General features: G+C 49.8%; 28 protein-coding genes. 4 read left to right on the plus strand and 24 right to left on the minus strand.

Going from position 1 to position 21,378, the window contains the following annotated elements:
* Positions 1–51: 51 nt before the first annotated feature.
* A complete protein-coding gene (locus tag BJL95_RS10205; RefSeq protein WP_217631676.1) occupies positions 52–2,169 on the plus strand; it encodes an AAA family ATPase in 2,118 nt (705 codons plus the stop codon).
* A gap of 866 nt (positions 2,170–3,035) precedes the next feature.
* Here BJL95_RS10205 and BJL95_RS10210 read toward each other — a convergent pair.
* Together BJL95_RS10210 and BJL95_RS10215 are read right to left on the minus strand one after the other, a co-directional pair.
* Positions 3,036–4,217: a relaxase gene (locus BJL95_RS10210; RefSeq protein ID WP_139306208.1), complete on the minus strand. Its 1,182-nt coding sequence runs from the start codon at positions 4,215–4,217 to the stop codon at positions 3,036–3,038.
* Positions 4,210–4,773, minus strand: coding sequence for a plasmid mobilization relaxosome protein MobC (locus tag BJL95_RS10215; protein ID WP_071157680.1), 564 nt, complete (start codon positions 4,771–4,773; stop codon positions 4,210–4,212). The genes BJL95_RS10210 and BJL95_RS10215 overlap by 8 nt, the downstream gene beginning before the upstream one ends.
* Before the next feature lie 271 nt (positions 4,774–5,044).
* Between BJL95_RS10215 and BJL95_RS10220 the strand changes: the two genes are divergently transcribed.
* Genes BJL95_RS10220 through BJL95_RS10230 form a run of 3 tightly spaced genes read left to right on the plus strand, consistent with a single transcriptional unit; the run spans position 5,045 to position 6,692 of the window.
* Positions 5,045–5,512, plus strand: a complete 468-nt coding sequence (locus BJL95_RS10220; protein WP_071157682.1) for a hypothetical protein — start codon at positions 5,045–5,047, stop codon at positions 5,510–5,512.
* A complete protein-coding gene (gene stbB / locus BJL95_RS10225; RefSeq protein WP_071157684.1) occupies positions 5,493–6,206 on the plus strand; it encodes a StbB family protein in 714 nt (237 codons plus the stop codon). The genes BJL95_RS10220 and stbB overlap by 20 nt, the downstream gene beginning before the upstream one ends.
* Positions 6,207–6,209: 3 nt before the next feature.
* On the plus strand, positions 6,210–6,692 hold the full coding sequence (locus BJL95_RS10230; RefSeq protein WP_071157686.1) for a hypothetical protein: 483 nt from the start codon (positions 6,210–6,212) through the stop codon (positions 6,690–6,692).
* A 4-nt stretch (positions 6,693–6,696) separates the two neighbouring features.
* Here BJL95_RS10230 and BJL95_RS10235 read toward each other — a convergent pair whose 3' ends face one another.
* The 22 genes from BJL95_RS10235 to BJL95_RS10320 all read right to left on the minus strand — a co-directional run bounded on the left by BJL95_RS10235 (position 6,697) and on the right by BJL95_RS10320 (position 20,519).
* On the minus strand, positions 6,697–7,101 hold the full coding sequence (locus BJL95_RS10235) for a hypothetical protein (RefSeq protein ID WP_139306209.1): 405 nt from the start codon (positions 7,099–7,101) through the stop codon (positions 6,697–6,699).
* 18 nt (positions 7,102–7,119) lie between these two features.
* Positions 7,120–7,365, minus strand: a complete 246-nt coding sequence (gene trbK, locus BJL95_RS10240; protein ID WP_254786766.1) for an entry exclusion lipoprotein TrbK — start codon at positions 7,363–7,365, stop codon at positions 7,120–7,122.
* 53 nt (positions 7,366–7,418) lie between these two features.
* Positions 7,419–8,051 (minus strand): recombinase family protein, encoded by a 633-nt coding sequence (locus tag BJL95_RS10245; RefSeq protein ID WP_071157691.1) that lies wholly within the window; start codon positions 8,049–8,051, stop codon positions 7,419–7,421.
* 145 nt (positions 8,052–8,196) lie between these two features.
* Positions 8,197–8,427, minus strand: coding sequence for a transcriptional regulator (locus BJL95_RS23850; RefSeq protein ID WP_302848341.1), 231 nt, complete (start codon positions 8,425–8,427; stop codon positions 8,197–8,199).
* A gap of 407 nt (positions 8,428–8,834) precedes the next feature.
* Complete coding sequence (locus BJL95_RS10250) at positions 8,835–9,209, minus strand: hypothetical protein (protein WP_071157693.1); 375 nt, start codon at positions 9,207–9,209, stop codon at positions 8,835–8,837.
* A gap of 25 nt (positions 9,210–9,234) precedes the next feature.
* Positions 9,235–9,726, minus strand: a complete 492-nt coding sequence (locus BJL95_RS10255; protein WP_071157695.1) for a hypothetical protein — start codon at positions 9,724–9,726, stop codon at positions 9,235–9,237.
* 98 nt (positions 9,727–9,824) lie between these two features.
* On the minus strand, positions 9,825–10,010 hold the full coding sequence (locus BJL95_RS10260) for a hypothetical protein (RefSeq protein ID WP_071157697.1): 186 nt from the start codon (positions 10,008–10,010) through the stop codon (positions 9,825–9,827).
* A 405-nt stretch (positions 10,011–10,415) separates the two neighbouring features.
* Positions 10,416–12,074, minus strand: a complete 1,659-nt coding sequence (locus BJL95_RS10265) for a DUF4942 domain-containing protein (protein WP_071157699.1) — start codon at positions 12,072–12,074, stop codon at positions 10,416–10,418.
* A 377-nt stretch (positions 12,075–12,451) separates the two neighbouring features.
* Positions 12,452–13,507: a replication initiator protein A gene (locus BJL95_RS10270; protein ID WP_083385892.1), complete on the minus strand. Its 1,056-nt coding sequence runs from the start codon at positions 13,505–13,507 to the stop codon at positions 12,452–12,454.
* A gap of 36 nt (positions 13,508–13,543) precedes the next feature.
* The gene (locus BJL95_RS10275) at positions 13,544–13,888 is read right to left on the minus strand and encodes a TrfB-related DNA-binding protein (protein ID WP_071157701.1); all 345 of its coding nucleotides are present in this window, start codon (positions 13,886–13,888) and stop codon (positions 13,544–13,546) included.
* Between the two features lie 43 nt (positions 13,889–13,931).
* A complete protein-coding gene (locus BJL95_RS10280; protein WP_071157703.1) occupies positions 13,932–15,029 on the minus strand; it encodes a ParB/RepB/Spo0J family partition protein in 1,098 nt (365 codons plus the stop codon).
* A gap of 10 nt (positions 15,030–15,039) precedes the next feature.
* Positions 15,040–15,801: a ParA family protein gene (locus tag BJL95_RS10285; protein WP_071157706.1), complete on the minus strand. Its 762-nt coding sequence runs from the start codon at positions 15,799–15,801 to the stop codon at positions 15,040–15,042.
* A 411-nt stretch (positions 15,802–16,212) separates the two neighbouring features.
* Entirely contained in the window at positions 16,213–16,701 is a 489-nt protein-coding gene (locus BJL95_RS10290; protein ID WP_071157708.1) for a hypothetical protein, read from the minus strand.
* Between the two features lie 249 nt (positions 16,702–16,950).
* Positions 16,951–17,094 (minus strand): hypothetical protein, encoded by a 144-nt coding sequence (locus BJL95_RS25150; RefSeq protein WP_175463695.1) that lies wholly within the window; start codon positions 17,092–17,094, stop codon positions 16,951–16,953.
* A gap of 53 nt (positions 17,095–17,147) precedes the next feature.
* Positions 17,148–17,855: a hypothetical protein gene (locus tag BJL95_RS10295; protein WP_071157710.1), complete on the minus strand. Its 708-nt coding sequence runs from the start codon at positions 17,853–17,855 to the stop codon at positions 17,148–17,150.
* Positions 17,856–17,930: 75 nt separating this feature from the next.
* On the minus strand, positions 17,931–18,125 hold the full coding sequence (locus BJL95_RS10300; RefSeq protein ID WP_139306210.1) for a hypothetical protein: 195 nt from the start codon (positions 18,123–18,125) through the stop codon (positions 17,931–17,933).
* A gap of 11 nt (positions 18,126–18,136) precedes the next feature.
* Positions 18,137–18,277 (minus strand): hypothetical protein, encoded by a 141-nt coding sequence (locus BJL95_RS25155; RefSeq protein ID WP_175463696.1) that lies wholly within the window; start codon positions 18,275–18,277, stop codon positions 18,137–18,139.
* A 146-nt stretch (positions 18,278–18,423) separates the two neighbouring features.
* A complete protein-coding gene (locus BJL95_RS10305; protein WP_071157714.1) occupies positions 18,424–18,687 on the minus strand; it encodes a hypothetical protein in 264 nt (87 codons plus the stop codon).
* Positions 18,688–18,757: 70 nt separating this feature from the next.
* The gene (locus BJL95_RS23855; RefSeq protein ID WP_083385894.1) at positions 18,758–18,982 is read right to left on the minus strand and encodes a hypothetical protein; all 225 of its coding nucleotides are present in this window, start codon (positions 18,980–18,982) and stop codon (positions 18,758–18,760) included.
* Positions 18,983–19,087: 105 nt separating this feature from the next.
* Positions 19,088–19,510, minus strand: coding sequence for an antirestriction protein (locus tag BJL95_RS10310; protein WP_071157716.1), 423 nt, complete (start codon positions 19,508–19,510; stop codon positions 19,088–19,090).
* A 136-nt stretch (positions 19,511–19,646) separates the two neighbouring features.
* Positions 19,647–20,012 carry a DNA-binding transcriptional regulator gene (locus BJL95_RS10315; RefSeq protein ID WP_071157718.1) on the minus strand — a complete coding sequence of 122 codons (366 nt, stop codon included), beginning with the start codon at positions 20,010–20,012 and terminating at the stop codon, positions 19,647–19,649.
* A 51-nt stretch (positions 20,013–20,063) separates the two neighbouring features.
* Entirely contained in the window at positions 20,064–20,519 is a 456-nt protein-coding gene (locus tag BJL95_RS10320; protein ID WP_071157720.1) for a RadC family protein, read from the minus strand.
* Between the last annotated feature and the right edge of the window lie 859 nt (positions 20,520–21,378).

Consider the following 21,378-nt stretch of genomic DNA (forward strand, 5'->3'; position numbering starts at 1 on the left):
AAGCGCCCACTTTTTTGATCTCAACTGTAGAAATACGCGAATGGAGCAAGCATGACTTTGATTCAGATAGAGGTTAAGAACTGCAACAATATCGATTCGGCCACTATTTCGCTGGCAGTGCAGAAATTGAATATCAAATTTGCACCCAATGGAACCGGCAAAAGCACGATTGCAAGAGCGATGCTACTTGGTCTCAAGGAGGATCAAAACCTGCTGAAGGAACTTATGCCGTTCAAACTCAGGAAAGAAAACCCTGAGAACAAGCAGCCAGAAGTTACTGGGGCAGAAAATATAAAAAGCTTAATGTGCTTCAATGAGGAGTATGTCAATCAGTTCGTTTTTAAGCCGAACGAACTTGTTAGCAATAGCTTCGATATTCTCATCAGAACCGAGTCCTACAAACAGAGAGAACAGGAAATAGAGGAGCTTGTTCGCAACATCAAACAGCTGTTTCTTAATAATCCTGAATTAGAAACCTTGATAGCTAATCTCAAGGAAATGGGTGATGCCTTCAAATTGAGTAAATCCGGCTTGTCCAAATCATCGAGCGGCATGAAGGGATTATCCGCAGGCAACAAACTTGAACACATACCGGCGGGATTGGAGTCATACACACCGTTCATTCAGTCTCAAAACAGCGTAGGTTGGATCGACTGGCAAACCAAAGGATACGACTTTGCAGAACTGTCGGATAACTGCCCATTTTGCACCTCACATGCGGCCGACAAAATAGATCAGATAAAAAAAGTCGGGCAGGAATATGACAAAAACACTATCAAGAACTTGATTGGCATAATTTCCGTGATCGAAAAACTTGGCAACTACTTTTCTGATGAGGCCAAAGGCAAGCTAGTAGTAATCACAGTTTTGAAGGATGGGATTGAAAAAGAACATGAGGCATTTCTTGCCACAGTGAAAACGCAGATCGACAACTTTACCGAAAAACTGGAAAAACTCAGAACGCTTTCCTCGTTTCAGTTCAAAGATGGTGAAAAAGTCGCCGATAAACTACCTGCATACAAACTGGATTTACAGTTTTTCTCCGAACTTAAGTCAGAAAAAATGCACGCCGCCATCGCTCCTATTAACGCCTCTATAGATGTAGTTATCGAGCAAGCAGGCCAGCTACAGGGCAAGATCAATCAACAACGGAGCGAGATGAAGAAGGCCGTCGAGCGACATCAAAAAAATATCAATGAATTTCTTGAATATGCTGGATACCGCTATGCAGTTGAAATTGTCGGTGAAGGAGAACAATCGCAACTCAAACTTCGGCATATCGACCACGAAGAACATCTCAGCGGTGGCAATCAGCACCTCAGCTTTGGTGAAAGGAACGCGTTTGCCATTGTTCTTTTCATGTATGAGTGCCTGTCCAAAAAACCAGACCTGATCATTCTGGATGATCCGATATCTTCATTCGATAAAAATAAAAAATACGCCATTCTGGAAATGCTTTTTCGCCGAGATGCCGATTCATGCCTGAAGAGCAAAACGGTTTTGATGTTGACTCATGATGTGGAGCCGATTATCGACACCGTCAGGTCACTTGAGAAGCAATTCAGCAACCAGACTTCATCAGCTTTCCTGAAATTATCAGCAGGAAAAATAGCTGAAGTCTCCATTGGAAAGGATGATATTCAGACATTTGCTCAAATTTGCAAGAGTGCCATCGCGTCTGAAAAACATGATGTCATCAAGTTGATTTACATGAGGCGTAATTGCGAAATTGTTGACAACAAAGGAGATGCTTATCAGGTGCTCTCTAACCTTTTTCACAAAAGAGCGCGAGCAATCGACTTCAGAGAGCCAAGAGGATTAGATGGTGAGCAACCCGAAATAGAGCCCGTCAAGTTCGTAAACGGATGCGCAGAAGTGTCGCGTCAGCTAAATGGAAATGGCTTTTCATACCCTGATCTATTGAATAAAATCACTGACATTGGTGCCCTCAAGTTACTTTATGGCTCTTGCGCAAATGGGTATGAAAAACTTCAGGTTTTTCGGCTGCTAGGGCTAGATGCTGGAAATTCTGTTATTCAGAAGTTCATCAATGAAAGCTACCACATTGAGAATGAATTTATCTGTCAGCTTGATCCTGCTAAATTCGACACTATCCCAGAGTATGTCATTGCTGAGTGCGACAAACTAATGTTGCACGCTGAGCCATGAGCATTGTTTCTTCCAAAATGAGGGTGTTTATGTAGCTTTGCTCCGAAATTCGTACCCCCGCTGCTATCATCAGCCTGGGTCGGTTTTTGTCAGCCAAGTCACTGCTGACACCTACTTCGAAAAATGACCAGTCCAGAATACGTCCGTTTTCTGGACGTTTGCCTTGCCAAGATACGCTTCACGCCGAATCAGACCTTGATAGTCCAACTATCTCGTCAAAGAATCAACGTCCATATTGTTTCCTTGACGCTGAGTTTCTGGAACTGGTGTCAGTTGCAAATAATCCTGGTTTGCCGAAGATGATTGCAGGTTCAGTTGCAGCTAATTCCGTTCGAAAATTGCGCTGATCGCAGGTTTGCGCGTTTTCGATTGCAAGCCGTTACACCTACACCTCTGCTTTTCCATTGTTCAGTTTCACATTTTAATGTGCGCCTACAGATATTGCCAGTTGTGACAGATCCACGTTGGTGTAGGAAAGTAATAAAGTTGCATGCTATCCATATTCAGCCCCATTGTTGAATTGTGACTATTAAAATTGGAAAGCGCAGGCAGGCCAGAGAGGAAAAAAGAGGGCTTTAGGCGCTACCGGAAAACCAGCGAATACCTCCGTGGGAGTGGCACAAGCGGAAATAATGGTGACAACTCGCCGGCCTCGATCGCGCCTTTGTGTCACCACACACACATGGTGACAAACCAGCGAATCCGGACGCGGGGATCTGACACCAATAGGGTCAGCGTATGGTGACACGGTTTGCCCGGCGCCGGCCTCGATCCGGGCCGGGTCTGTCGCCAATCCGGTTTGGTGACGTGGCCAGCTCGACCTTGCCGGCGAATTGTCACCAATCAGTCTGATCGTGTTTTTACGATTAGCGACCAGGCGCTAAATAATCAACATCTTGCGTCTGTTTATCAACAGCCGGCTTTAGCTCTACCTGGGTGGCCTTCGGTTTCTGACCAAGCGCCGCTTGCAATCGACCCGTGTCTTTCGCTACGCGGTCTCTAAGTACCTCGTAATCCGTTTTAACCGCCGGTAACGTCTTGATGAAGGCCTCGACCGCTTTTGCGTCGTTGTCCATGCCGGCGGCACGAAGGGCGTGCGCCGTCGCATTCCAGTCGGCTACCACATTGTTACGCGTCCCTTCAAGGACTGCTTTACCAGTCATATCCGACACCACGCCATTCACAACCTCATTAAGCGCACTTTCGACCTGGCCTTTAAGATAGGACGATTCAATCGGTTTTTTATTAGCCTCGGGATTGCTCTGCCACTTCGCAAGCCGTTCCTGGTGTTGGTGCATAGCGCCTTTCATGCTGCTTCGACCCTTGCCACGGATAGCGGCCGGTGTCGCGTTCGCTTCCACGCCACGGTCGCGTAGCGCCTGGGCGAACTGTTCGCGCCAATCTTGCAAAGTATTTTTTCGGATATAAAGACGTTCGCCGGTTTCGCTTACAGCCTTAACAACCAAATGAACATGTGGGTTTTTACCAGATTCGGTCTTTTCGTGCTTTGGATCGGTCGCCGGATCATGTAGCACCATCGCGTAACGATGGCTAAAGGCGAAGTTTTCGCGGGCGAAAAACTGGGCCGCTTCCAAAACCTTTTGTGGCGGTGCGCCGTGAGGCATCGATAATACGATGTTATGAACCAGTTTCGCGCGTTTATCCTTTTCGCCTGGCTCCGGCGCATCCCTGTGACGTTGATTGATCACAGTTTCTAGCTTCCAATCCTTGACCAAAAAGCCCGAGACATCCCGACCTTTTAAGGTGTCGCCATCATCGGTTAGGACATCCAGCTCGCCATGGCGATCAATGTAATCGATGTGCGCCTCAGCGGTTCCGCTGTCCCGGCCGCCGCCAGTGACCTTTACCATAACCTCCGGCACTCTATCCAACGTCCGCCTTAAGGCGGCCATGGACGAAGGCGACGACGGATCGAATAATGGACGGCCATCACGCGGCGCTTGCGGCCCTTTACGGCCACGACTGGCAATATCTAAACCTGGGGCGTCTCTATCTCGCGCAATCCGCGCTGTTCGTTTTTTAGGCATCCGCGTTCTCCCAACTCAAAAGGTTAGCCCGAACAACCGCATCGATCTCTTCACTAGCCCGGTTGGTTAGTTGAGTGGTCTCTTCGAGTAAATCGATCAAATCGTGTGAATCCGGCCAGCGGCCAGAATGGGCCAGTTTCGCAAACTGGTTTAGGTTACGGCCAATTGCGGCCAATTGGTTAGATGTGACACCAAGAGCCAACAGTTCATCACGTGGCATCGGCGCGCTCTTGTTTATCCACCCACGCAATACTAATTTTAAGATTATACCAGGCGCTAGTTGACGACCTTCACCGTATTGTTTAACGTACAGCTCATCGCCGGGAAGTGGCCGAAAACATAATTGCCCGGTCAATTCGTGGACAGTCTCAGATTGTGCATTTAACGGCGAACTGGGCGGCGCAGGCGCTCTGTCTTCATCTTCCCTAAGCAATCGGGTTATCTCTCCGATAATCAGCTTAGAGACATCGATACGGCGTTTCTCAGCAAGCGCAAACAAGGCCGCCTTTAGGTCTGCATGAATCCGAAAACGGATGAACTCTGTTTTACCTGTCATTCCGACACCTCACCAATAAAAAAAACTGTTCAACGTGCAAAAATGTTACCACAAATGCCGACGCTAGTCTATCCTGCCCTCTTTATTTTGGTTTTTTATACGTCCTTGCCCGTTGCACATGCCGTTTTTGCTGAGAATTTACTGAAAACAGCGCGAAAATATACGCGCATATAGAGAAATTCTGATGATAGTATTGAAAAACTGTGGAGAATTAGTGTAGAGTGTAGAAAAATGACTGAAATAGGCGCAAAGCCCCCATACTGAGGACTTGATGGAACTAGACGAATTCGTGAAGCTGCATAAACCGGCGTCTACGTCACGGTCACGCCTGGCTCCGTATCTGGCGGACATCTATCGCTTGCGTCGGTTGGGCTATTCATGGGTGCAAGTGCAAGGCTATTTGGAAACAAAAGGCGTCACAGTAGCTTTCCAAACAGTTGCCGCTTATGTGAAACGGCACCCGGAACAACCCGGCGAGTCCTCGAAGCAAAGCAAATTACAGCAGACAGCGACAACGCCGGAATCAACACCAGCGCCGTCGAAACAGGATCGGCTCGAGACGCCGCCGGCAGACCGTGAAGATGAAAGCGAGGATGGTCAAACAAGCGATTCATCCTTTTTTAAACCCAGCGACTTACGGGACATCATGCAATCATCAGTTGACCTAGAGAAGCTGGCCAAAATCGGCAAAAGCCAAAAACCTAAGAGGAAAAAACCACATGAAACTGGTAGTGATTAACTTCTCCGGCAATGTCGGAAAATCAACCGTGGCCGCGCATCTGCTTAAGCCACACATGCCGGGCGCTGGATTGTTCAGCGTTGAAACGTTAAACGATGACGCGGCGACCGATGGCGTGGACGTGGAAACGTACAAAGGCAAAAAATACCGCGAACTCCAGGAGGAAATATTTTTGCTCGATGACGCGATTGTTGATGTTGGAGCATCGAACGTCGAGGACTTTACCAACATGATGTCGCAGTATCACGATTCACATAAACAATTCGACTTCTACGTGGTGCCGACCGTCAAAGAGAAAAAGCAGACTATCGATACGATCCGTACCATTAAGGCATTGTCAGCAATGGGTATCCCTAAACAAAAAATCCGGGTGGTCTTGAACAAAGTCGAGGTGGACGACGATATTCACGATGAGTTCGGATCGTTGTTCGGTCTCGCCTCCGTCGATAAATCGTTTGTCATTAACGACAAGTGCGTGATTTACAACAACGAGGCGTTTGATCAATGCAAAGACCTGGGCGTACCGTTAGTGGATATGGTGAACGATAAGAACGATTACCGGGAACTGGCAAAGGCAGCAAAGGCCGAGGGCAAAACAGAGGAAGCGGAACGCCTGGTTAAAATGGCCCTGCTGAAAATGATTGCGGTCACGGCACAGAAAAACCTCGATCAAGTGTTCAAGGCGTTGTTTTAAGCCATGGCCGCCACCAAAAAAACACCAGAGAAAAACCCAAGAACCATGCGCGACGCCCTGGCCGCTCAGGTATTGGGGGACATCGACGTGTTACTGGATAAATCCGATTCAGCGGCCGCCACGATTACAGCCGCCGTTGAGCGATTAGAAACAACGATCCGTCGGCTTGAAGAGGCCGGCGAAAGCTATAACCAAGCCGTATTGGCGGCAAACATGCGCTCGAAAAAAGAGTTAATGGCCTACCTGAAAACAGTTACAACGGCCACGGTATCAGCGACAGCCGACGAACAACGCGAGGTTATGCGCGATTTGTTGCGCGAAGCGGTAACGGATGAAATCACCGCACTAAAGCAAGCCATGTCGGGAACGGCCGGCGGGTACAACGCGTCAAGTGTCGCGTCGGCCGTAAGGATGGGTGTAATGTGTGTTGCGTCCGGGCTGATAGCCAGCGCCGCGACGGCGGCCGTAATCCACTGGATTGGTTAGCCGCTTAGTGCGTGATGTGAACCACGGTGCCGCCCAACTTAAAAATCAGCCAGTCGTACAAGAACATCGTAAACAACGCGGCCGCAGTCAACAGACCAAAGCCCCAGGTCAGGCGCGTATCGGCCGGATGCGTGAACAGGCAGATTACGAACGCGATTATCAAGGCGGTGGTTAGTGGCGTGATCAGAAAGAACACCAACGGCCGAATGAACATCAACAGAACTAACAACAGCGTTCGAGCGGATGACAAGGCGAACAACACAATGTTAAACAATGCCCTACCCAGCCACGGGAAAAACCGATAGCGCACGGTTTCCATGGCATCGCTACGCATTGCCCGCCTGGTAACGTCCAGGATCGCCTGACGGTTGGCCGCTCTCTTGGCTTTTGGAAACTTAACAACAGTCATACAACCTCCTTCGCATAATCACCATGCGATTGGTTTACTCTTAACAAACTCGCCTCGCCGCAAACATAGACCGGCGAACGCTTCTCGCGCCGCTTTGTCCTCGATCTTCTTAATATTTTCAACCTTGCAATTCCTGTCATTAACAACAGGTAAAGCGGTGCTGGTTGGCGTCTTGTTACCATCATCTGGAACCACATAAAGATCAGCAACGGCACGCGCGGTAACGCACAACATAAGTGGCAACATTACATAAAGGGTTTTCATAAGCTCCCCATTGGTACACATAGTAAAAAATCAATACGGCCCGTTACGATACGTTATGAATCACCGGCCACCGCCTTTTTTTGGGCGGCCGCCCAAATCCGTTTCACCTGGCTAACGCTACACGGAGCAAGCCGAGCGGTTTCCTTGATAGAGTGCCCTGCCCTGCGAAACGCGACGACGCGCTCATTAACGGCGGCGTTTACTGCGCGGCCTGTGTACTTACCGGCCTGTTTGGCCAGCTCAACACCCTGCCGTTGTCGCTCGCGTCGGGTTTCATAATCATCGCGTGCCATCTGCAACGCCAGTTTTAACAATAGCTCCTGCACCGATTCCAAAACAATCCTTGATACACCATCGGCCTTTTCCGCAAGTTCGGAAAGATCAACGATTCCCGGAACTACCAGCTTCGCGCCTTTTGCTCGGATAGACGCGACCAATTTCTCCGCTTCGGCGAGTGGTAGCCGGCTTATCCTATCGATCCGCTCAGCGATCACAACGTCGCCCGGTTGTAACTCCCTAATCATGCGTAGCAGCTCCGGGCGATCCGCCCGTGCGCCTGACGCCTTTTCCTCATATCGGCCAGCGATATAGTAGCCCTGGGCTTTTGCCTGGCTAACGATGTCCTCTTGGCGAGCCATATCTTGCTTGTCAGTGCTAACGCGCAAATAAATTCGAGCAACTTTCATAAACAGGGCAATAAGGGTATAGTCTAAAAAGCCACTATAACCCGGATAGCCAAAAACTAAAATATGCAATCCTAATTAGCCACTGTGGCCACGCCAACCCTAATTGGCCATAAGACCATTTTCGCGCCCGCGAAAAGCACTTGCGCTAGGCCTTATGCCTCCATATTTGACCAAGCCCGGCGAAATCACATAAAAGCGCCCAAACAGCATATGGGATTTCAACTTCATTACCGATCCATTTTCGAACAGTCCGCGGCCCGGTTTTTTGTTTTAATCCGAGTGCCTTTGCCGCGGTCGAACCGGTAAAGCCGGCAAGACGCATCGCGGCGGCCACTTCTGCACCGGTTGGCGTCGGCCAGTCTTCACTATGCGGCATCAGACATTCAGGCCGTATTGTTAATTTATATGGTTCCACCATACCTTCCTCTAAACGTGCCGAGTGACCGGATTATCATCTGGTCTTGCAATTACATTTTTCATTTTCCGAATATCCCATTTAGGTTAATCATTCATTTGTTTAATCGCCCCACATGAAACGGATTTCACCGGGTAATGTTAGTTGTTTAATACGTTTAATGAAATGGTGACAATCCGCCGGCCAGGTCGAGCTGGCCACGTCACCAAACCGGCTTGGTGACAGACCCGGCCCGGATCGAGACAAGCGCCGGGTAACCCCTGTCACCAACGCTTACCCTATTGGTGTCAGATCCACGCGTCCGGATTCGCTTGTTTGTCACCATGCGCTTATGGTGACGCCGGCACGCGATCGAGGCCTTCATTCTGTCACCATCGATAGTTACCGGATAAATGGTTGACAGCCTCGCGCAGTCGGGCCTTTCCTTGTAACAATAGGCTTTCAATCCTACGCGTTTCCGCCGACAACCGATCATACTCAATGGCCCGCTGCATGCCATCACGGGCGGCCTGGATACGCTCAGGATCACACCCGATATATTCACGCTTCCGTTTGCCGTCGGCCTCGGTCGGATAAATTAGGTAAAGGTATTTACCGCCCCGCCAATACTCGTTTGCATAGATCAAGCCCGCATCTTTCAAAGTAGTCATTTGCTGCTCATTGACTTGCAGTGCGGCTTTCTGAGCTGTAATCAAGGCCGGCAATTCGTCGGCTAACGCCTCCAATTCACTTACGACATACACGGCATCACCTCAACATAAAAAATAGTTAATGCACAATGTAGGATTGTTTAATAGTGCTAACCGCTTGGGGACTAAAGGTTAAGTCCAGCTCGCACCCGTGCGCAATTAAATCCATGATCGAAATATTCCTAAACTGTAATCGGCGTTTTCGATCAGTGGCCAATATAACGTAACCAAACGCCTTATCGATGCGTTCGCCATCTACACGTTCGGTAATATACCAATGCCAGTTATTCAATTTATAGTGAAGGAAAACTGTCGCTTGATCGTTTAAGCCGGTTTGTTCAGGTGATATTGAAATCTTTTCGATCACCTCGGCTATCGAGACTATTTGCTTCATCATATCCGTCTTATTTTCGCCTCGTAACGAAAGCGCGATTTCCTTAGCCTGTTTGTTTGAAATGTATGGCGAAATAAAAATTGCATCTTGCGCCGCCCGAACTGCTAACGGCGTCGGGTGAAATTCCGTGTTCGATGGGCGATGAACACGGTCAACGGTTTTATAGAATTTAAACATCGGACATCTCCGGTAAGCTGGCCTGAGCGGAATTGCCCGGCCTTTAGTAATGACTAACAGTGTTAATGATGCGGAATTCCGTTTCCGCATAGTGGTAATTAGTACCAGTCGGGTTCCTCCCCGCAGCTTTGGCAACCATGCTCGTGCGGATCGGCGTCCCCTGCTCCGCAATTATTACAGCGCCAAGTGGAATCTTCCGCGCCTATGGCGACTCGGCTGAATTTCCCCGTTTTCGAGTCTTCCAGCCATTCTTGATCAAATAAATCGATTTCTTGCTTTGCCATCGGATACCTCCGGTAAACCTGGCCAGAGCGAAACGGCCCGGCCTTCTGATGGTCGAGCGGTTGCCCAAACCACGATTCCATTATCTAGTATATTTTCCTGCATGTCAAGCTTTTTTGCCTGATAGTGTAACCAAGCAAACCCCACGTGGCATAGTCTTACCAAGTAGATATTCCCGTGCAGAATAGTAGTGCGCGAAATAATATGATCTAAAGCGGCGTTTATGCTTCGGCACTGAGCGATCAAAGCCGACAAACGTCCGTTTTATATGGCAACTCACAAATCGCCGCATTGCCCGCCTGGTGTGATGGAAAGGTTTAGTATTCATACATCAATCCTTATGGTGACAGAGGTCGCCCGGTGCCGATCCGGGTGGTGTCTGTCACCAGCTCCGGGCGATTGAACATTTAGGCGGCCTCCGAAACATCACTCGCCGCGCTTAACTGGAACATCGTGGACAAATCATAACCGGCAGCGGTACACGCGTTGGTGTGTGCATTGTCGATCTGTTCATCCGAAGGAGAACCCCAGCGAACGTGTGGCATTATCATTGCGTCGGTGATCTTCTCGGCCATTTCGTAATGCTTCCAGAAATCCTTTGTGGCTGCATTATCATCTTGCGGTAACCATTGGCGTTCTTTACCGACTAATCGGTTTAATCGCTCTATTAGGTCTTTCCTTCTCGGGTAGATATGTACAGAACCAACCCCAGAATAAAACCTAATGTCAAAATATTCCGTGGCGTGCCTTTTTGATGGTGTTGGGCCGTGATACCCGGAATCAAATAACGAATAAAGACCCTTGAAACACAAACAAGCTTTAGATTCGTGATCAGCGCCGTTATCACAATGTAATTTACCGTCCAGCATGGCAAAAACCTTGTCAAAATCCTGCATCTGCTTTTTGAATTCCCACGGTATCCCGTGATAATTCCGCACTGGCAATATAAACCGCGTCATTTTGACGCGATAAGCTAACACCCTGTGTTTTTCGTTAGATTTCCAGCCCTTGTAATAAGCGCGGTTGTCGGGTCGGTACTTGGTTATCTCATCGAAACAATCAAGTAACATTTGAATATTCATATCGCCTTGATTATTGACCAGACCGATTAAAAAGCCTCTTATATTCGACTCCGTAAACGATAGTTTGGCAATGTCTTCAAATTCAGTCGTAAGGCGTTGATAGGCCTTTGATGACAGATATTTATCGAACTCGGTTGAGTGCAAGACGTTTGTCCACGCCCGTTTTTTAAGATCATCGTACCCTTTATTAAAGCGCTCCTGAATCGCAACGGAATCGCCATCCTGTGCGGATTTATGTAGCTCATTCAGTGGCCGGCCTAATAACCTGGCGTAGTAGTCGGCCTCTTCGCGTGCGACCTCGGCGGTCTTGAGCGATTGCACGGCGGCATTAAACACCGCTACCGCGTTGCTGATCGTATTTTGTCTTAAAGCGATGCTGTTTTTGTCTTGATAATCAAGCCCGGCAACATGCTCGAATTCAAGGCCATTGGTGAAACTCGCTTTTACATCGAGCGTCTTTTGTAACCAAATCAAAGCAACCTCGACCGATGTCTTACGTTGGGTGTCTGGATCAAGAAACGCCTCAGAAAGAAACTCTACAGAACCATGTTCCCCGATCCATTTACAAATCAATTTCCGCTTAGCTGTATGTGGATTGCGGATAGTCTCGGCATTTAGGATCGCGACCAGTTCGCCGTCCACTAACAAATTGAAAGCCTTGATAAGATGTTCATCGCCAGAAGAAAAAGGCGGGTTCATGATGATATGCGAGAACATTGCCGCACCGTCATAGGCTAAAAAGTCGCTATCGATTACGTTCAGGCCTTTACTGCGTAGGATCGCCTGATTAGCTAAATCGATTTCGATGCAATCAATGTTAGCGGGGTGGCGTGATGAATAGTGATGGCTCCATTTATCAAGCAGTGGCTTAAGTAGATCGCCTCGACCGGCTTGTGGCTCCAGGATGCGCCTATAATTGTGAGATTGGAACTTAGCAATAGCTTTTTCAGCCAATGCGGGAGGTGTTGGATAAAATTGAAACATCGGAAATCTCCGGTAAACCTGGCCAGAGCGGAATTGCCCGGCCTATACGTGGTTCGGAATGTGCAAACCACGGCGCTATTATCCTGTCCTATTGGCGGCGTGTCAAGCGTTTTAGCCTGATAGCGAAAAGTTTTAAGGTTTTAAAAGTTTTATTAGTTTTAGACGGTAAAACGCTTATTTTACTTATATAAAACAATAAGATAGAAATATCAACAGTTCCTAATGTACCCCGTTCGGTTCCTAATGTACCCCGTTCGGTTCCTTAAATACGGGTTTCGGTTCTTAATGTACACAAATCGGTTCCTAATGTACGGAATATCCACAGGTTACAATCGCCGAAATCGGTTTGACACGGTTGCAACGGCGGCGTGTGTACATTAGGAACCGCTGCTATCAATGACCTCAATTGAGTCGCGGTGAATCATCACTAATTGTGGGCCTTTGAGGCCTTTTTCCTCGCTCAAAATGTATTCCGGCAGGTCGTTCGTTTCGATAAGCTTACGCAGCATAAAGCAAAATTTCTTAAATGTGCCAGTGCTTCCGCTACGCTCATAAATCGTTTGGTATGACCATTTTGCGGAGTCTTTACCGGCCGCCCGCCGGGCAAGCCGGTAAATGAATTTACCCAAGCCTGGCTCAATTAGAAAATAATCAGGGTGAACTGTGAGCACGTCCGGGCGCTTTCCGTCGATAATTTCCCGATATAGCCATTTAGGTGCTTCAATTTCCAGCTCGGCAATTCGGCCTGAATCGGTATAGGACACCACACGATAACCACCGATTAACCCCTCAGCCTCGACTTCGCGTAACTTCTGACCGTTAGTGTTGACACGTTCACGGACGCTTTTGATCGTTGTGCCTCGAAGCCGATCTAACGCATGTTCTATCTCTACGGCTTGTTTGCCGCCATGTCCCTTTCGGCAAAATCGTAGAATGTCGCTGACATGCGGCCGAAAAGTGCGGCTAGGCTTCTCACCCTTGCCGGCACGATAGGCGTTAACGGCTTCCGTTAAATGTGATACCAACATCAATACAATGTCGTAGTCCCAAATCGACGCCATTCCGTCTGGCCCGCTCTTCACCTCGACGTAACCATCTGGCAGGTCATACCGGATCACGTCACCGGCGCGGCGTTCCTTTTTAGACAGCCGGAACACTGCGACATCCATAATGCTGCGGCTATCGCGCGTGCCCACGTCATAAAGGGCCGGCACAAAAAAATCCATTTGAGCGTCACCACTGGGCGCTTTCCGCATATTGGATTTGGGGGTCGGCGGCTGTTTATCGGCTGCAACCTGCAAACGGTGGGCGGCTTGCGCGTAGGTCTCACCAGGCCGCGCCTCTTTCTCAATCCGCTGCTTTTGAGCCTCGCGGAGTTTGTCAAGTTTATCCGCCATTGCGGATACTTCTTTTGATGCGCCGTGGCCAGTCATTGTAATAAATCCTCGTTTAACCCATTGCCAACTAGACTAATGGCCGCTTTTTTCGCTTTCGTGCCGAAAGGCATTGATGACATTACGGAAGGCCGAAATAATCTCGGTCGGCGCAACAAGTGTCACCCGTTCCCAGCCTGGCGGGATTAGTGAGTCGTCCTCTGCCGCTTGGCTGGCAAGCACTTTTTGATATGTATCCCAAACACTGTTTACGGCGTCACCGATAGATTGGCGAGAACAACCATACTGAGCGGCAACGGTTGTATAGGATTCATTAGCAACAAGCACCGCATAAGCGGCATCCTGCCGCTCTGGTGAAATTCTTAAAAGCGGCCGGACCGACGCGAATTCGCGTTCGGTCAGACGTCGTTTAGCCGGCATAGGCAATTAACTCCAAATAACAAAAACATAATGTAACCATCGGTTACGCTTTAACACTGCCAAAAATATTCAACAGACTGAATTTTGAATCACGATCAAGACCGTATGCAAAAGACGCCAACGCAAACGCTCCAACACCATCGGCAGCAAACAGATCGCCACGCAAACATACCAACATATCGCGGCCGGCATCTTTGCTTTGAACGCCCTTGTCATAAAATGCGCGAAGCCAGACATCGATCATTTCCCGGTCGTCCTGGCTCATGTCGTCCAGCACCGACTTAGGCGATTTGTTTTGTAGAAAGATCGCGCTGTATGCAAGACTCAATACCAAACTAACTGACTCGCGCGACGGGTGATTAGGCGGCGATTGCTCTTCATCCCCGCTCGTTGGTTTTTTCGCGGACGCTAAAACATCAACTTGAGTCGCTGGTTTTTTGTCCTCTTTTTTCTTAGGTGGCTTGACTTCATCTTTAGCGGCTTTCACCATATCCCGCACATTCACCTTAGCCCCGCCGCTTTTTATATCGTCCACTAACACCTTGGCTTTCGCCGGGTCGATCTTTTCGATCACCTTTACTGCGTTAATTGATTCAACATCTGCGCTCAAGTCCTCCGTCACCAAGCGTCTTGCCTGCTCGGGCAAATCCAGCAAGCCCATCATTTTTGATAAGCGCGTCCGGCTTATGTGGTACTTCGCCATCACTTCGTCCATGCTCATGGTCTCAAGGTCATGCTCAATTTTCTTCGCTTCTTCAATTTGCGTGAGATTTTTCCGATGGATGTTTTCGACCACTTGGGCTTTTTCGGCCTGTTCATCGGTTAAATCCTTCACTCTCGCCCAAAGTTGCGTTAAGCCCTCGATCCGGGCTGCGCGGCAACGTCGTTCACCGGCCACCAACAGATAAGGCTTTTCACTTCCTGGGCGATTCGCTCGAAGAATAATCGGCTGTAACTGGTTCTCGCGCAGGCTACGGCCAAGATCGGCCAATTTGTTGTTCTCGTCCTCGAACTCTTCACGAACCTGGTTACCAATCTCAATATCATCCAGGTTAGCCATAATGTCGTATTCGTTCGGGTTACCGCTGGCCCCGAACAAACTATCGATACCACCGCCGAATAATGCATTTGTCTTGCTCATATCGCCCCCCTTAATTCAAGCGATCCAGAATAGCGGTGCATGCCGCCCGCCATTCATGCGCGGCCTTTAAGTGGCCCTCGCCGCTCGTATGTGTCCACACCGGGCGGCGCATTGAGATAGCTTTTTTCACAGGCGCACGTTCCGCCAAGGCCTCTTTTAAAATGATCGGCCCATATTGTTGTTGGAGCGACGCGAGCGCCTGGCGGGCATCCGTGCTGCGGCTATTGACCTTCATCGGCAGAATACCGATGTGTTTCAACCTGGGGTTGAAACCCTGGGTGCGAATGACATGGATTGTCGCCATTAGATCAGCGACACCGGCCAACTCGTACAGGCCGATAGATACTGGCGTCACCACGTAATCGGCGGCGGCCAATGACGCCATAAGGCGAATGCCGAGCAAAGGCGGCGTGTCAATCACGCACAAATCGTAATCCGCCGCAAATTGCCGTAACGCCTGGCCCGGCTGCCGGATCACTTCGTTCTCGGCCTTGTCAATTGACAGCAAAGCGTTATCCGCCCGAATAATGCCTAGATGCTCGCTAAGCATTTGCGGCCGTGTCTCCATCGCACCGGCCACATACAATCTTGACGCGAATAGGCCTGGCTCAGCGTCAGCAGGAGCCGGGAACGAAAGCGACAAACTACCCTGTTTGTCCATATCGACCAACAACACCCGCAAACCAGCCTCTATGGCCGCGTATGCAATATGCACGGATAATGTGCTTTTACCGACACCGCCCTTTTGATTGGCTATTGATAATATTTTCATGACGTAACTATTCCTAAAATCGTGGCACCAATGGAAGTATTTTTATGCTCGTTCGACGCGATCCAATTCCCAACTCGACAAACTAGGCCGATCCGGGAAACTGGTTCGCGAAAGAGTTTGAACCGCTTTTACAAACACCTCGTGGTCAGTCGCCGTATCCGGTGCGTACACCTCAACGAAACCAGAATAGCGTTCCCACATGCCGGGTGCGCTACGCATGTGACACAGGTATTGAACATAAACCGGCAATTGTGATTCATCGAGCATCTTGTCTACCCCTCTGGTAACCTGGCCAGAGCGAAATTGCCCGGCCTTCTGATGGTGGGACGGTAACCCCGAAACCATGGGGCTATTATCAATAGATAAGCCCGGCGTGTCAAGCGTTTTTACCTGACACGCGCATAAATAGTATTACGCGACTTCGTGACTCTCATCGAACGGGGATAACGCCAGCGTATCCAAAAAAACCGTTAAACTCTTGCAAGCCGGTAACGCTGAATCGCCGCGTTCCCGCCGAAATGCATTCATCCGCTGTTCGGCCGCAAGGCGGCTGGCTTTCATCTGCGGCCAATTGCGAATCAAATCCAGCAACATGACAGGGTTTGCGGTCAAGCTATACGTTTGCCAATACCACAGAATGCCATCCTTTTCGGCGTGCTCTCGTAACAAGCGCCGCGCTTTGCGCCAGTCCGCCGCATGCCGGCGGCGGTCGTGAACATCGTCGTCCGCATGCTTGCGCCGCCTAGCCGCCATTTCCTTATCTTCGTCTACTGGTGCAATCTCCCCGATGAATGCGAGCAACGGGTATTTATTGACTTCGCGTTTATGCCGGCGACGGATAGCCGCCCTTTTTTGGTGGGTGTCGGTAAACTCAAAACGTGGATGTTTGTTGAATCTCATCGGATACCTCCGGTTAACTGACCTGAGCGAAGCGCCCGGTCTCTATATGTATGGCCAGAGCGAAATCGCCCGGCATCCTATGGTGACAGGGTTTGCCCGGCGCTGGTCTCGATCCGGGTGGGGTCTGTCGCCAATTCGATTTGGTGACGTGGCCAGTTCGACCTGGCCGGCAGATTGTCACCAAGTAACAGCATTCGTTTTTCGCGCCCGCGAAAATATCTTATGCCTGCGCGTTGCGGAAAAAGCGCCTTACTTTGTCTTTACTGGATAAGGCCCAACAATCAAAAAGCCAACCGCCGCTATTGCTGCTGTGATCTTGACTGTAAGATTTTCTGCCGAGATATGCGCAATTACCTTGTTGCCACGAAGAACATCAAATCTGTGTTTTGCCATCGGTTTATCTCCGGTTAATGGCCAGAGCGAAATCGCCCGGCCTGCTGTGCAAATCAAGCCGCTAAGAGTGTGCAAGTAAAAGGCTTCTCGGCATGCTGTAGGTAACGGCAAAGGCCAATCTGCGTCGGCATCGCATCGGCATCGATGATTTCAATTGTAAAATCGTCGGTGTTATCAAAGCGGTGGCGATACCGGCGTTCGTTGTCCCACTGATACCAGCGCCAATAAATCGCCTCTTCAACATCGGCGCTCGCGTCCGCGCTTCTACCTGCTTGGGCTGCCCTAAAAATCCCCTCCTGGCCGCCTGGTAGATAGTTTGCAACCGTATCCCGATACAGTTTTTCGTAGTCCAGCTCCAGCAACGCCGCTTGCGCATACGCGCGGGCGGCGTCGATTTCATACGCCATGCCATGGCGAAGGCGTTTGCCGTTCAAGTAACGACCAAGGGTCACGCCCTCGCCATACTTGCTATGATCGCGGAGCCAATGACTCATATACACGTTAAACGCAATATCGTGCACCTCCTGAGCGGATAAATGAAACGGCTCTTGATCCAACAGTACGGCTTCGGATTGATTACCGATAATTTCCATCGCATCGGACAAAATACGGCCTCGAACGATACCGTCTAAGTCATGTTGCCGAACATCGCCGCTCGGTAAAGTTTGTATGAGTGAGCGACTGGGCACGCGGTTAGCGTAGGCCTGCCATTGCGCATTGGAAACGGTAACCCGGATTCGCGCGTTTTGTACGGTTTTCATGGCTGTTATCCCCTATCAAATAAAGATGGATTTTTAGCTGATAAAGTCCCCGCGCCCTAAGCGCGGGAACGCGGTTTATTTGGCGGCTAAACAGACCAACCGTTTAAGTGCTTCAAGTTTTCCCTTTTTCCGATTGATAGCCCATTCAAGTTCTTCGGCATTTGGAAAATCCCGGTGGTCGATGTTGTCTAGGTCATCAACTATCAACTCGATAGCGTACTCCAATGCCTCTACATCGTCGGGCATGACAGGAATATTGACGGCTTGCATCGCCACCCCCCTTAGCAACCAGCGCCTAACCAGGCGCAACCGTTGTCTTCCCATGCGTTTTCAGCTTGGCGCATCGCATGGCAACTATCATTCCAAGCCATGGCATCAAGCCACTCGTAATAAAAAACTACATGCGCGTCGTGTAATTCCATAATGGAAATCTCCGGTAACCTGGCCAGAGCGAAGCGCTCGGCCTTCTGATGGTCGAGCGACTGCCCGAAACCATGGGTCTATTGTCCTGCGTTTTCGTTTGCCTGTCAAGCGTTTTTGCCTGATAATGTAACATAATTACCTGGCTTTACCGGCACCACATTTTTACAATCGGCCAACGTTCTAAAACCGGCGATCCTGAGCGATCATCGTTAACATCGACGGCGATATAGGCCACCGTCTGCAAAAGTCGCGCAAACCGCACCGATCCGTCGGACATTGCGATTTCCCACTCAAGCCCGTACTGAGCCGCCCAATTGTCGGCGGTTGGGCGGAACTCAAAGCGGGCCTTAGTCTCGCGGTGATAGAACTCGCCCGCCGGCCTATCCTTCTGATCGTTAAAATAACCCATTACAAGCCCCAATAGAGGCCCGGCACATGCCGGGCGTTACGGTTTAATCAATAAAGGCGCTAGTAATCAGCTAATGATCCCAAAACCGAGAAGAGAACCACTTACCAGCGACAAAAATCCGATTGTTGGCGTCAATTGGTACGAGCTCGGTTGCTTTGTTGTGGCATAAGATCGTTGCGGAATCGCCATCAAAACCACAAATATAAAATCGCCAGTTATGCCGGATAGTTTTATTGCCAATCCGCACCACTTCACGCGACTGAAAGTAACCTTTAAAATCACGGGTCTCAAACATGACTAACCCTCACAATGCCCACAATTAACCTGGCCAGAGCGAAGCGCCCGGCCTTCTCTTTAAATTAGGTAAAGATGCCCCGGCACATGGCCGGGGCGTTGCGCCCTAATCGATAGCGGCGAAGATCAAGCCGGCTTCGGCATGTTCGGAAGCAAAGTCCCGTAAGAAGTGATAACGGTCAATCAGTGCATCGACATCGTGTTGTCCGTGCATGGCGCTAATGAGTTTATTGATTGCAAACAAGCTGATCACAACACCGGCCGCATCGGGCGACATCACGCCATCGAAATAATTACCGGCGACCGAAATTCGCACCGGCGCATCGAAATCTGGAGTCATATAAAAGCCCCCGTTGCTAAGCTCATGAAACAACCAGTAACCGCCCTTGTAATCGGGGCACAATTCATCGGCGGTTTGATACACAAGCATTTCACCGATTAACATCAACTCATCGCCGAAATAAGTAGGCAGGAAGTCAAGACGGTTGCCATCTGCAACCAAGGAAGACGAAACAGGATTTTCTAACATCGGATACCTCCGGTAAACCTGGCCAGAGCGAAACTGCCCGGCCTTCTGATGGTAGGGCGATTGCCCCAAACCATGGCGCTATTATCCGGCGTTTTCGCTTTGTTGTCAAGTGTTTTTGCCTGATACCGTAAAGCAATTACCCGGCATTCTGGCCAGCATTATCAAGACCGTCTTGTAAGCCATCATCAACCGACACCACCCCGGCATACAACAACATCAAACGCCACGCGGCATACGGAATCTGCCTATAATCGTGATTCTCTACAACGGTGCGCCATTTTCGGATCGTGGATGATCCTTTTTTCGGGTTGTACGTCACCCCAACAAGGCGGGCGACACGACTTTGAGACCATCCGGCCAGCTTAATCAAACGATCCACCTCTTGCGGGCTTGGCGGCGCGTATCCGTCTTTTCCAAAGGGTAGCGAACACGCGCGGTTTTTGAACGCATCGAGCGAATTAGGCAGCACGCCGCCGGTATCGTAAAAAGCTATTGTTTCCATAAAAACCTCTAACGTTAAAAAAAAGGGGCGGGGTAAACCCGCCCGCAAAAATTACATAAGGCCGTGCTCTGCGAAACTGTACGCGCCTTGGTTACTGACGATGATATGGTCAAGGATACGAACATCGATCAACCCCAGGGCATCGCGTAATTTTTTAGTGATGCGAATATCGGCGTCCGAAGGTGAAAGCAAGCCCGAAGGGTGATTGTGATACGCGATTAGCGCACAAGCATTGCATGCCAGCACGGCCTTAACGATCTCTCTAGGGTAGACGCTTGCGCCGTCTACCGTACCCTTTGCCACGGATTCATACTTGATCAACTGGTGTTGATTATCCAGAAACAACAGGCCGAACTCTTCATGCTCCAAATGGCCGAAATGAAGGCGGCAGAAATCTTTAACGTTATCGGGCGAAGTCGCCGATAAGTCTTGTTTTTTGAAAAGGGTTTCCAGAATAGCCAGCGCGTTGCGAATGATGGCTTGTTGATCAGCGGTTAAAGTTGTCATCGGTTTTAACTCCGGTTAATGGCCTTGGCGGAAGTGCCCGGCCTGATTGTTATAATACGCCCCAATGGGGCGGAAGTCAAGCAGAAATTAACATCCAAACACAACAATATCAATCAGTTATGGCATGCCCCTTGCAATCGGGATTAAGGGTTCAGGGGAGCGGAGAAGTCCAAATAGCGCGGCGATAGCCGCACCGCTTGTTAGTCGGGGCAATACCCGGCCTGGGTTGCATCGGTCTTAATGGGACGAGGGTGTGCGGTGCGTACAGTCGGCCGGAGGGTTCGGCGCGGTCAAGGGCGGACATAAAAAAATCGACGCAAAGCCTTAATCAAAAAAGGCGTCTATTTTTTTATGTTCGGGCGAAGCCTTCACCCTTGATCGATGAAGCCGGACGCTCTGGCAACCTGTTCGCACATTACGCACATCCTCGTCCCATTAAGACTAGCTACGTCGATGGCCACGGCTAAACTCAAACATCAAAATGCAGTCGGCGATAGCCGCGCCTTAATCTCTATCCGCAACATTTTCGCGGGCGCGAAAATCACCTCATCGATCATACAAGTTGATTTATGCACACTCGCCCGCGTGGGGGTCTTCCAATCTACCCCCGAAAAAGCGGGGCGTTGTGTATAAATCCACCGCCGACCTTTAGGGTGATGTTGTTCGAGCAGGGCGATAGCCTTGCGTGCCGTTAGGGATAAGCCACAGCGGCTAAGGGAGGTGTGGCGGTGCGTAGCTTGCGGAGCGCCGACGCACGTCCCTTATTGAGCGTCGGCAAGGCGGCCTGGAAGGTGCCGGCGATAGCCGGCAGTCGGTACGACCGAAGCGAAAGCGGAGTCTGTAAGGGCGTCCGGTTTTT

This window comes from Methylomonas sp. LWB (assembly GCF_001856095.1).
Lineage (GTDB): Bacteria > Pseudomonadota > Gammaproteobacteria > Methylococcales > Methylomonadaceae > Methylomonas > Methylomonas koyamae_A.

Bases quoted from the DNA above. Each gene is read 5' to 3' on its own strand.
- BJL95_RS10205 (WP_217631676.1), top strand. From the start codon at position 52: ATGACTTTGATTCAGATAGAGGTTAAGAACTGCAACAATATCGATTCG.
- BJL95_RS10210 (WP_139306208.1), bottom strand. From the start codon at position 4,217: ATGCCTAAAAAACGAACAGCGCGGATTGCGCGAGATAGAGACGCCCCA.
- BJL95_RS10215 (WP_071157680.1), bottom strand. From the start codon at position 4,773: ATGACAGGTAAAACAGAGTTCATCCGTTTTCGGATTCATGCAGACCTA.
- BJL95_RS10220 (WP_071157682.1), top strand. From the start codon at position 5,045: ATGGAACTAGACGAATTCGTGAAGCTGCATAAACCGGCGTCTACGTCA.
- stbB (WP_071157684.1), top strand. From the start codon at position 5,493: ATGAAACTGGTAGTGATTAACTTCTCCGGCAATGTCGGAAAATCAACC.
- BJL95_RS10230 (WP_071157686.1), top strand. From the start codon at position 6,210: ATGGCCGCCACCAAAAAAACACCAGAGAAAAACCCAAGAACCATGCGC.
- BJL95_RS10235 (WP_139306209.1), bottom strand. From the start codon at position 7,101: ATGACTGTTGTTAAGTTTCCAAAAGCCAAGAGAGCGGCCAACCGTCAG.
- trbK (WP_254786766.1), bottom strand. From the start codon at position 7,365: ATGAAAACCCTTTATGTAATGTTGCCACTTATGTTGTGCGTTACCGCG.
- BJL95_RS10245 (WP_071157691.1), bottom strand. From the start codon at position 8,051: ATGAAAGTTGCTCGAATTTATTTGCGCGTTAGCACTGACAAGCAAGAT.
- BJL95_RS23850 (WP_302848341.1), bottom strand. From the start codon at position 8,427: ATGCCGCATAGTGAAGACTGGCCGACGCCAACCGGTGCAGAAGTGGCC.
- BJL95_RS10255 (WP_071157695.1), bottom strand. From the start codon at position 9,726: ATGTTTAAATTCTATAAAACCGTTGACCGTGTTCATCGCCCATCGAAC.
- BJL95_RS10260 (WP_071157697.1), bottom strand. From the start codon at position 10,010: ATGGCAAAGCAAGAAATCGATTTATTTGATCAAGAATGGCTGGAAGAC.
- BJL95_RS10265 (WP_071157699.1), bottom strand. From the start codon at position 12,074: ATGTTTCAATTTTATCCAACACCTCCCGCATTGGCTGAAAAAGCTATT.
- BJL95_RS10270 (WP_083385892.1), bottom strand. From the start codon at position 13,507: ATGACTGGCCACGGCGCATCAAAAGAAGTATCCGCAATGGCGGATAAA.
- BJL95_RS10275 (WP_071157701.1), bottom strand. From the start codon at position 13,888: ATGCCGGCTAAACGACGTCTGACCGAACGCGAATTCGCGTCGGTCCGG.
- BJL95_RS10280 (WP_071157703.1), bottom strand. From the start codon at position 15,029: ATGAGCAAGACAAATGCATTATTCGGCGGTGGTATCGATAGTTTGTTC.
- BJL95_RS10285 (WP_071157706.1), bottom strand. From the start codon at position 15,801: ATGAAAATATTATCAATAGCCAATCAAAAGGGCGGTGTCGGTAAAAGC.
- BJL95_RS10290 (WP_071157708.1), bottom strand. From the start codon at position 16,701: ATGAGATTCAACAAACATCCACGTTTTGAGTTTACCGACACCCACCAA.
- BJL95_RS25150 (WP_175463695.1), bottom strand. From the start codon at position 17,094: ATGGCAAAACACAGATTTGATGTTCTTCGTGGCAACAAGGTAATTGCG.
- BJL95_RS10295 (WP_071157710.1), bottom strand. From the start codon at position 17,855: ATGAAAACCGTACAAAACGCGCGAATCCGGGTTACCGTTTCCAATGCG.
- BJL95_RS10300 (WP_139306210.1), bottom strand. From the start codon at position 18,125: ATGCAAGCCGTCAATATTCCTGTCATGCCCGACGATGTAGAGGCATTG.
- BJL95_RS25155 (WP_175463696.1), bottom strand. From the start codon at position 18,277: ATGGAATTACACGACGCGCATGTAGTTTTTTATTACGAGTGGCTTGAT.
- BJL95_RS10305 (WP_071157714.1), bottom strand. From the start codon at position 18,687: ATGGGTTATTTTAACGATCAGAAGGATAGGCCGGCGGGCGAGTTCTAT.
- BJL95_RS23855 (WP_083385894.1), bottom strand. From the start codon at position 18,982: ATGTTTGAGACCCGTGATTTTAAAGGTTACTTTCAGTCGCGTGAAGTG.
- BJL95_RS10310 (WP_071157716.1), bottom strand. From the start codon at position 19,510: ATGTTAGAAAATCCTGTTTCGTCTTCCTTGGTTGCAGATGGCAACCGT.
- BJL95_RS10315 (WP_071157718.1), bottom strand. From the start codon at position 20,012: ATGGAAACAATAGCTTTTTACGATACCGGCGGCGTGCTGCCTAATTCG.
- BJL95_RS10320 (WP_071157720.1), bottom strand. From the start codon at position 20,519: ATGACAACTTTAACCGCTGATCAACAAGCCATCATTCGCAACGCGCTG.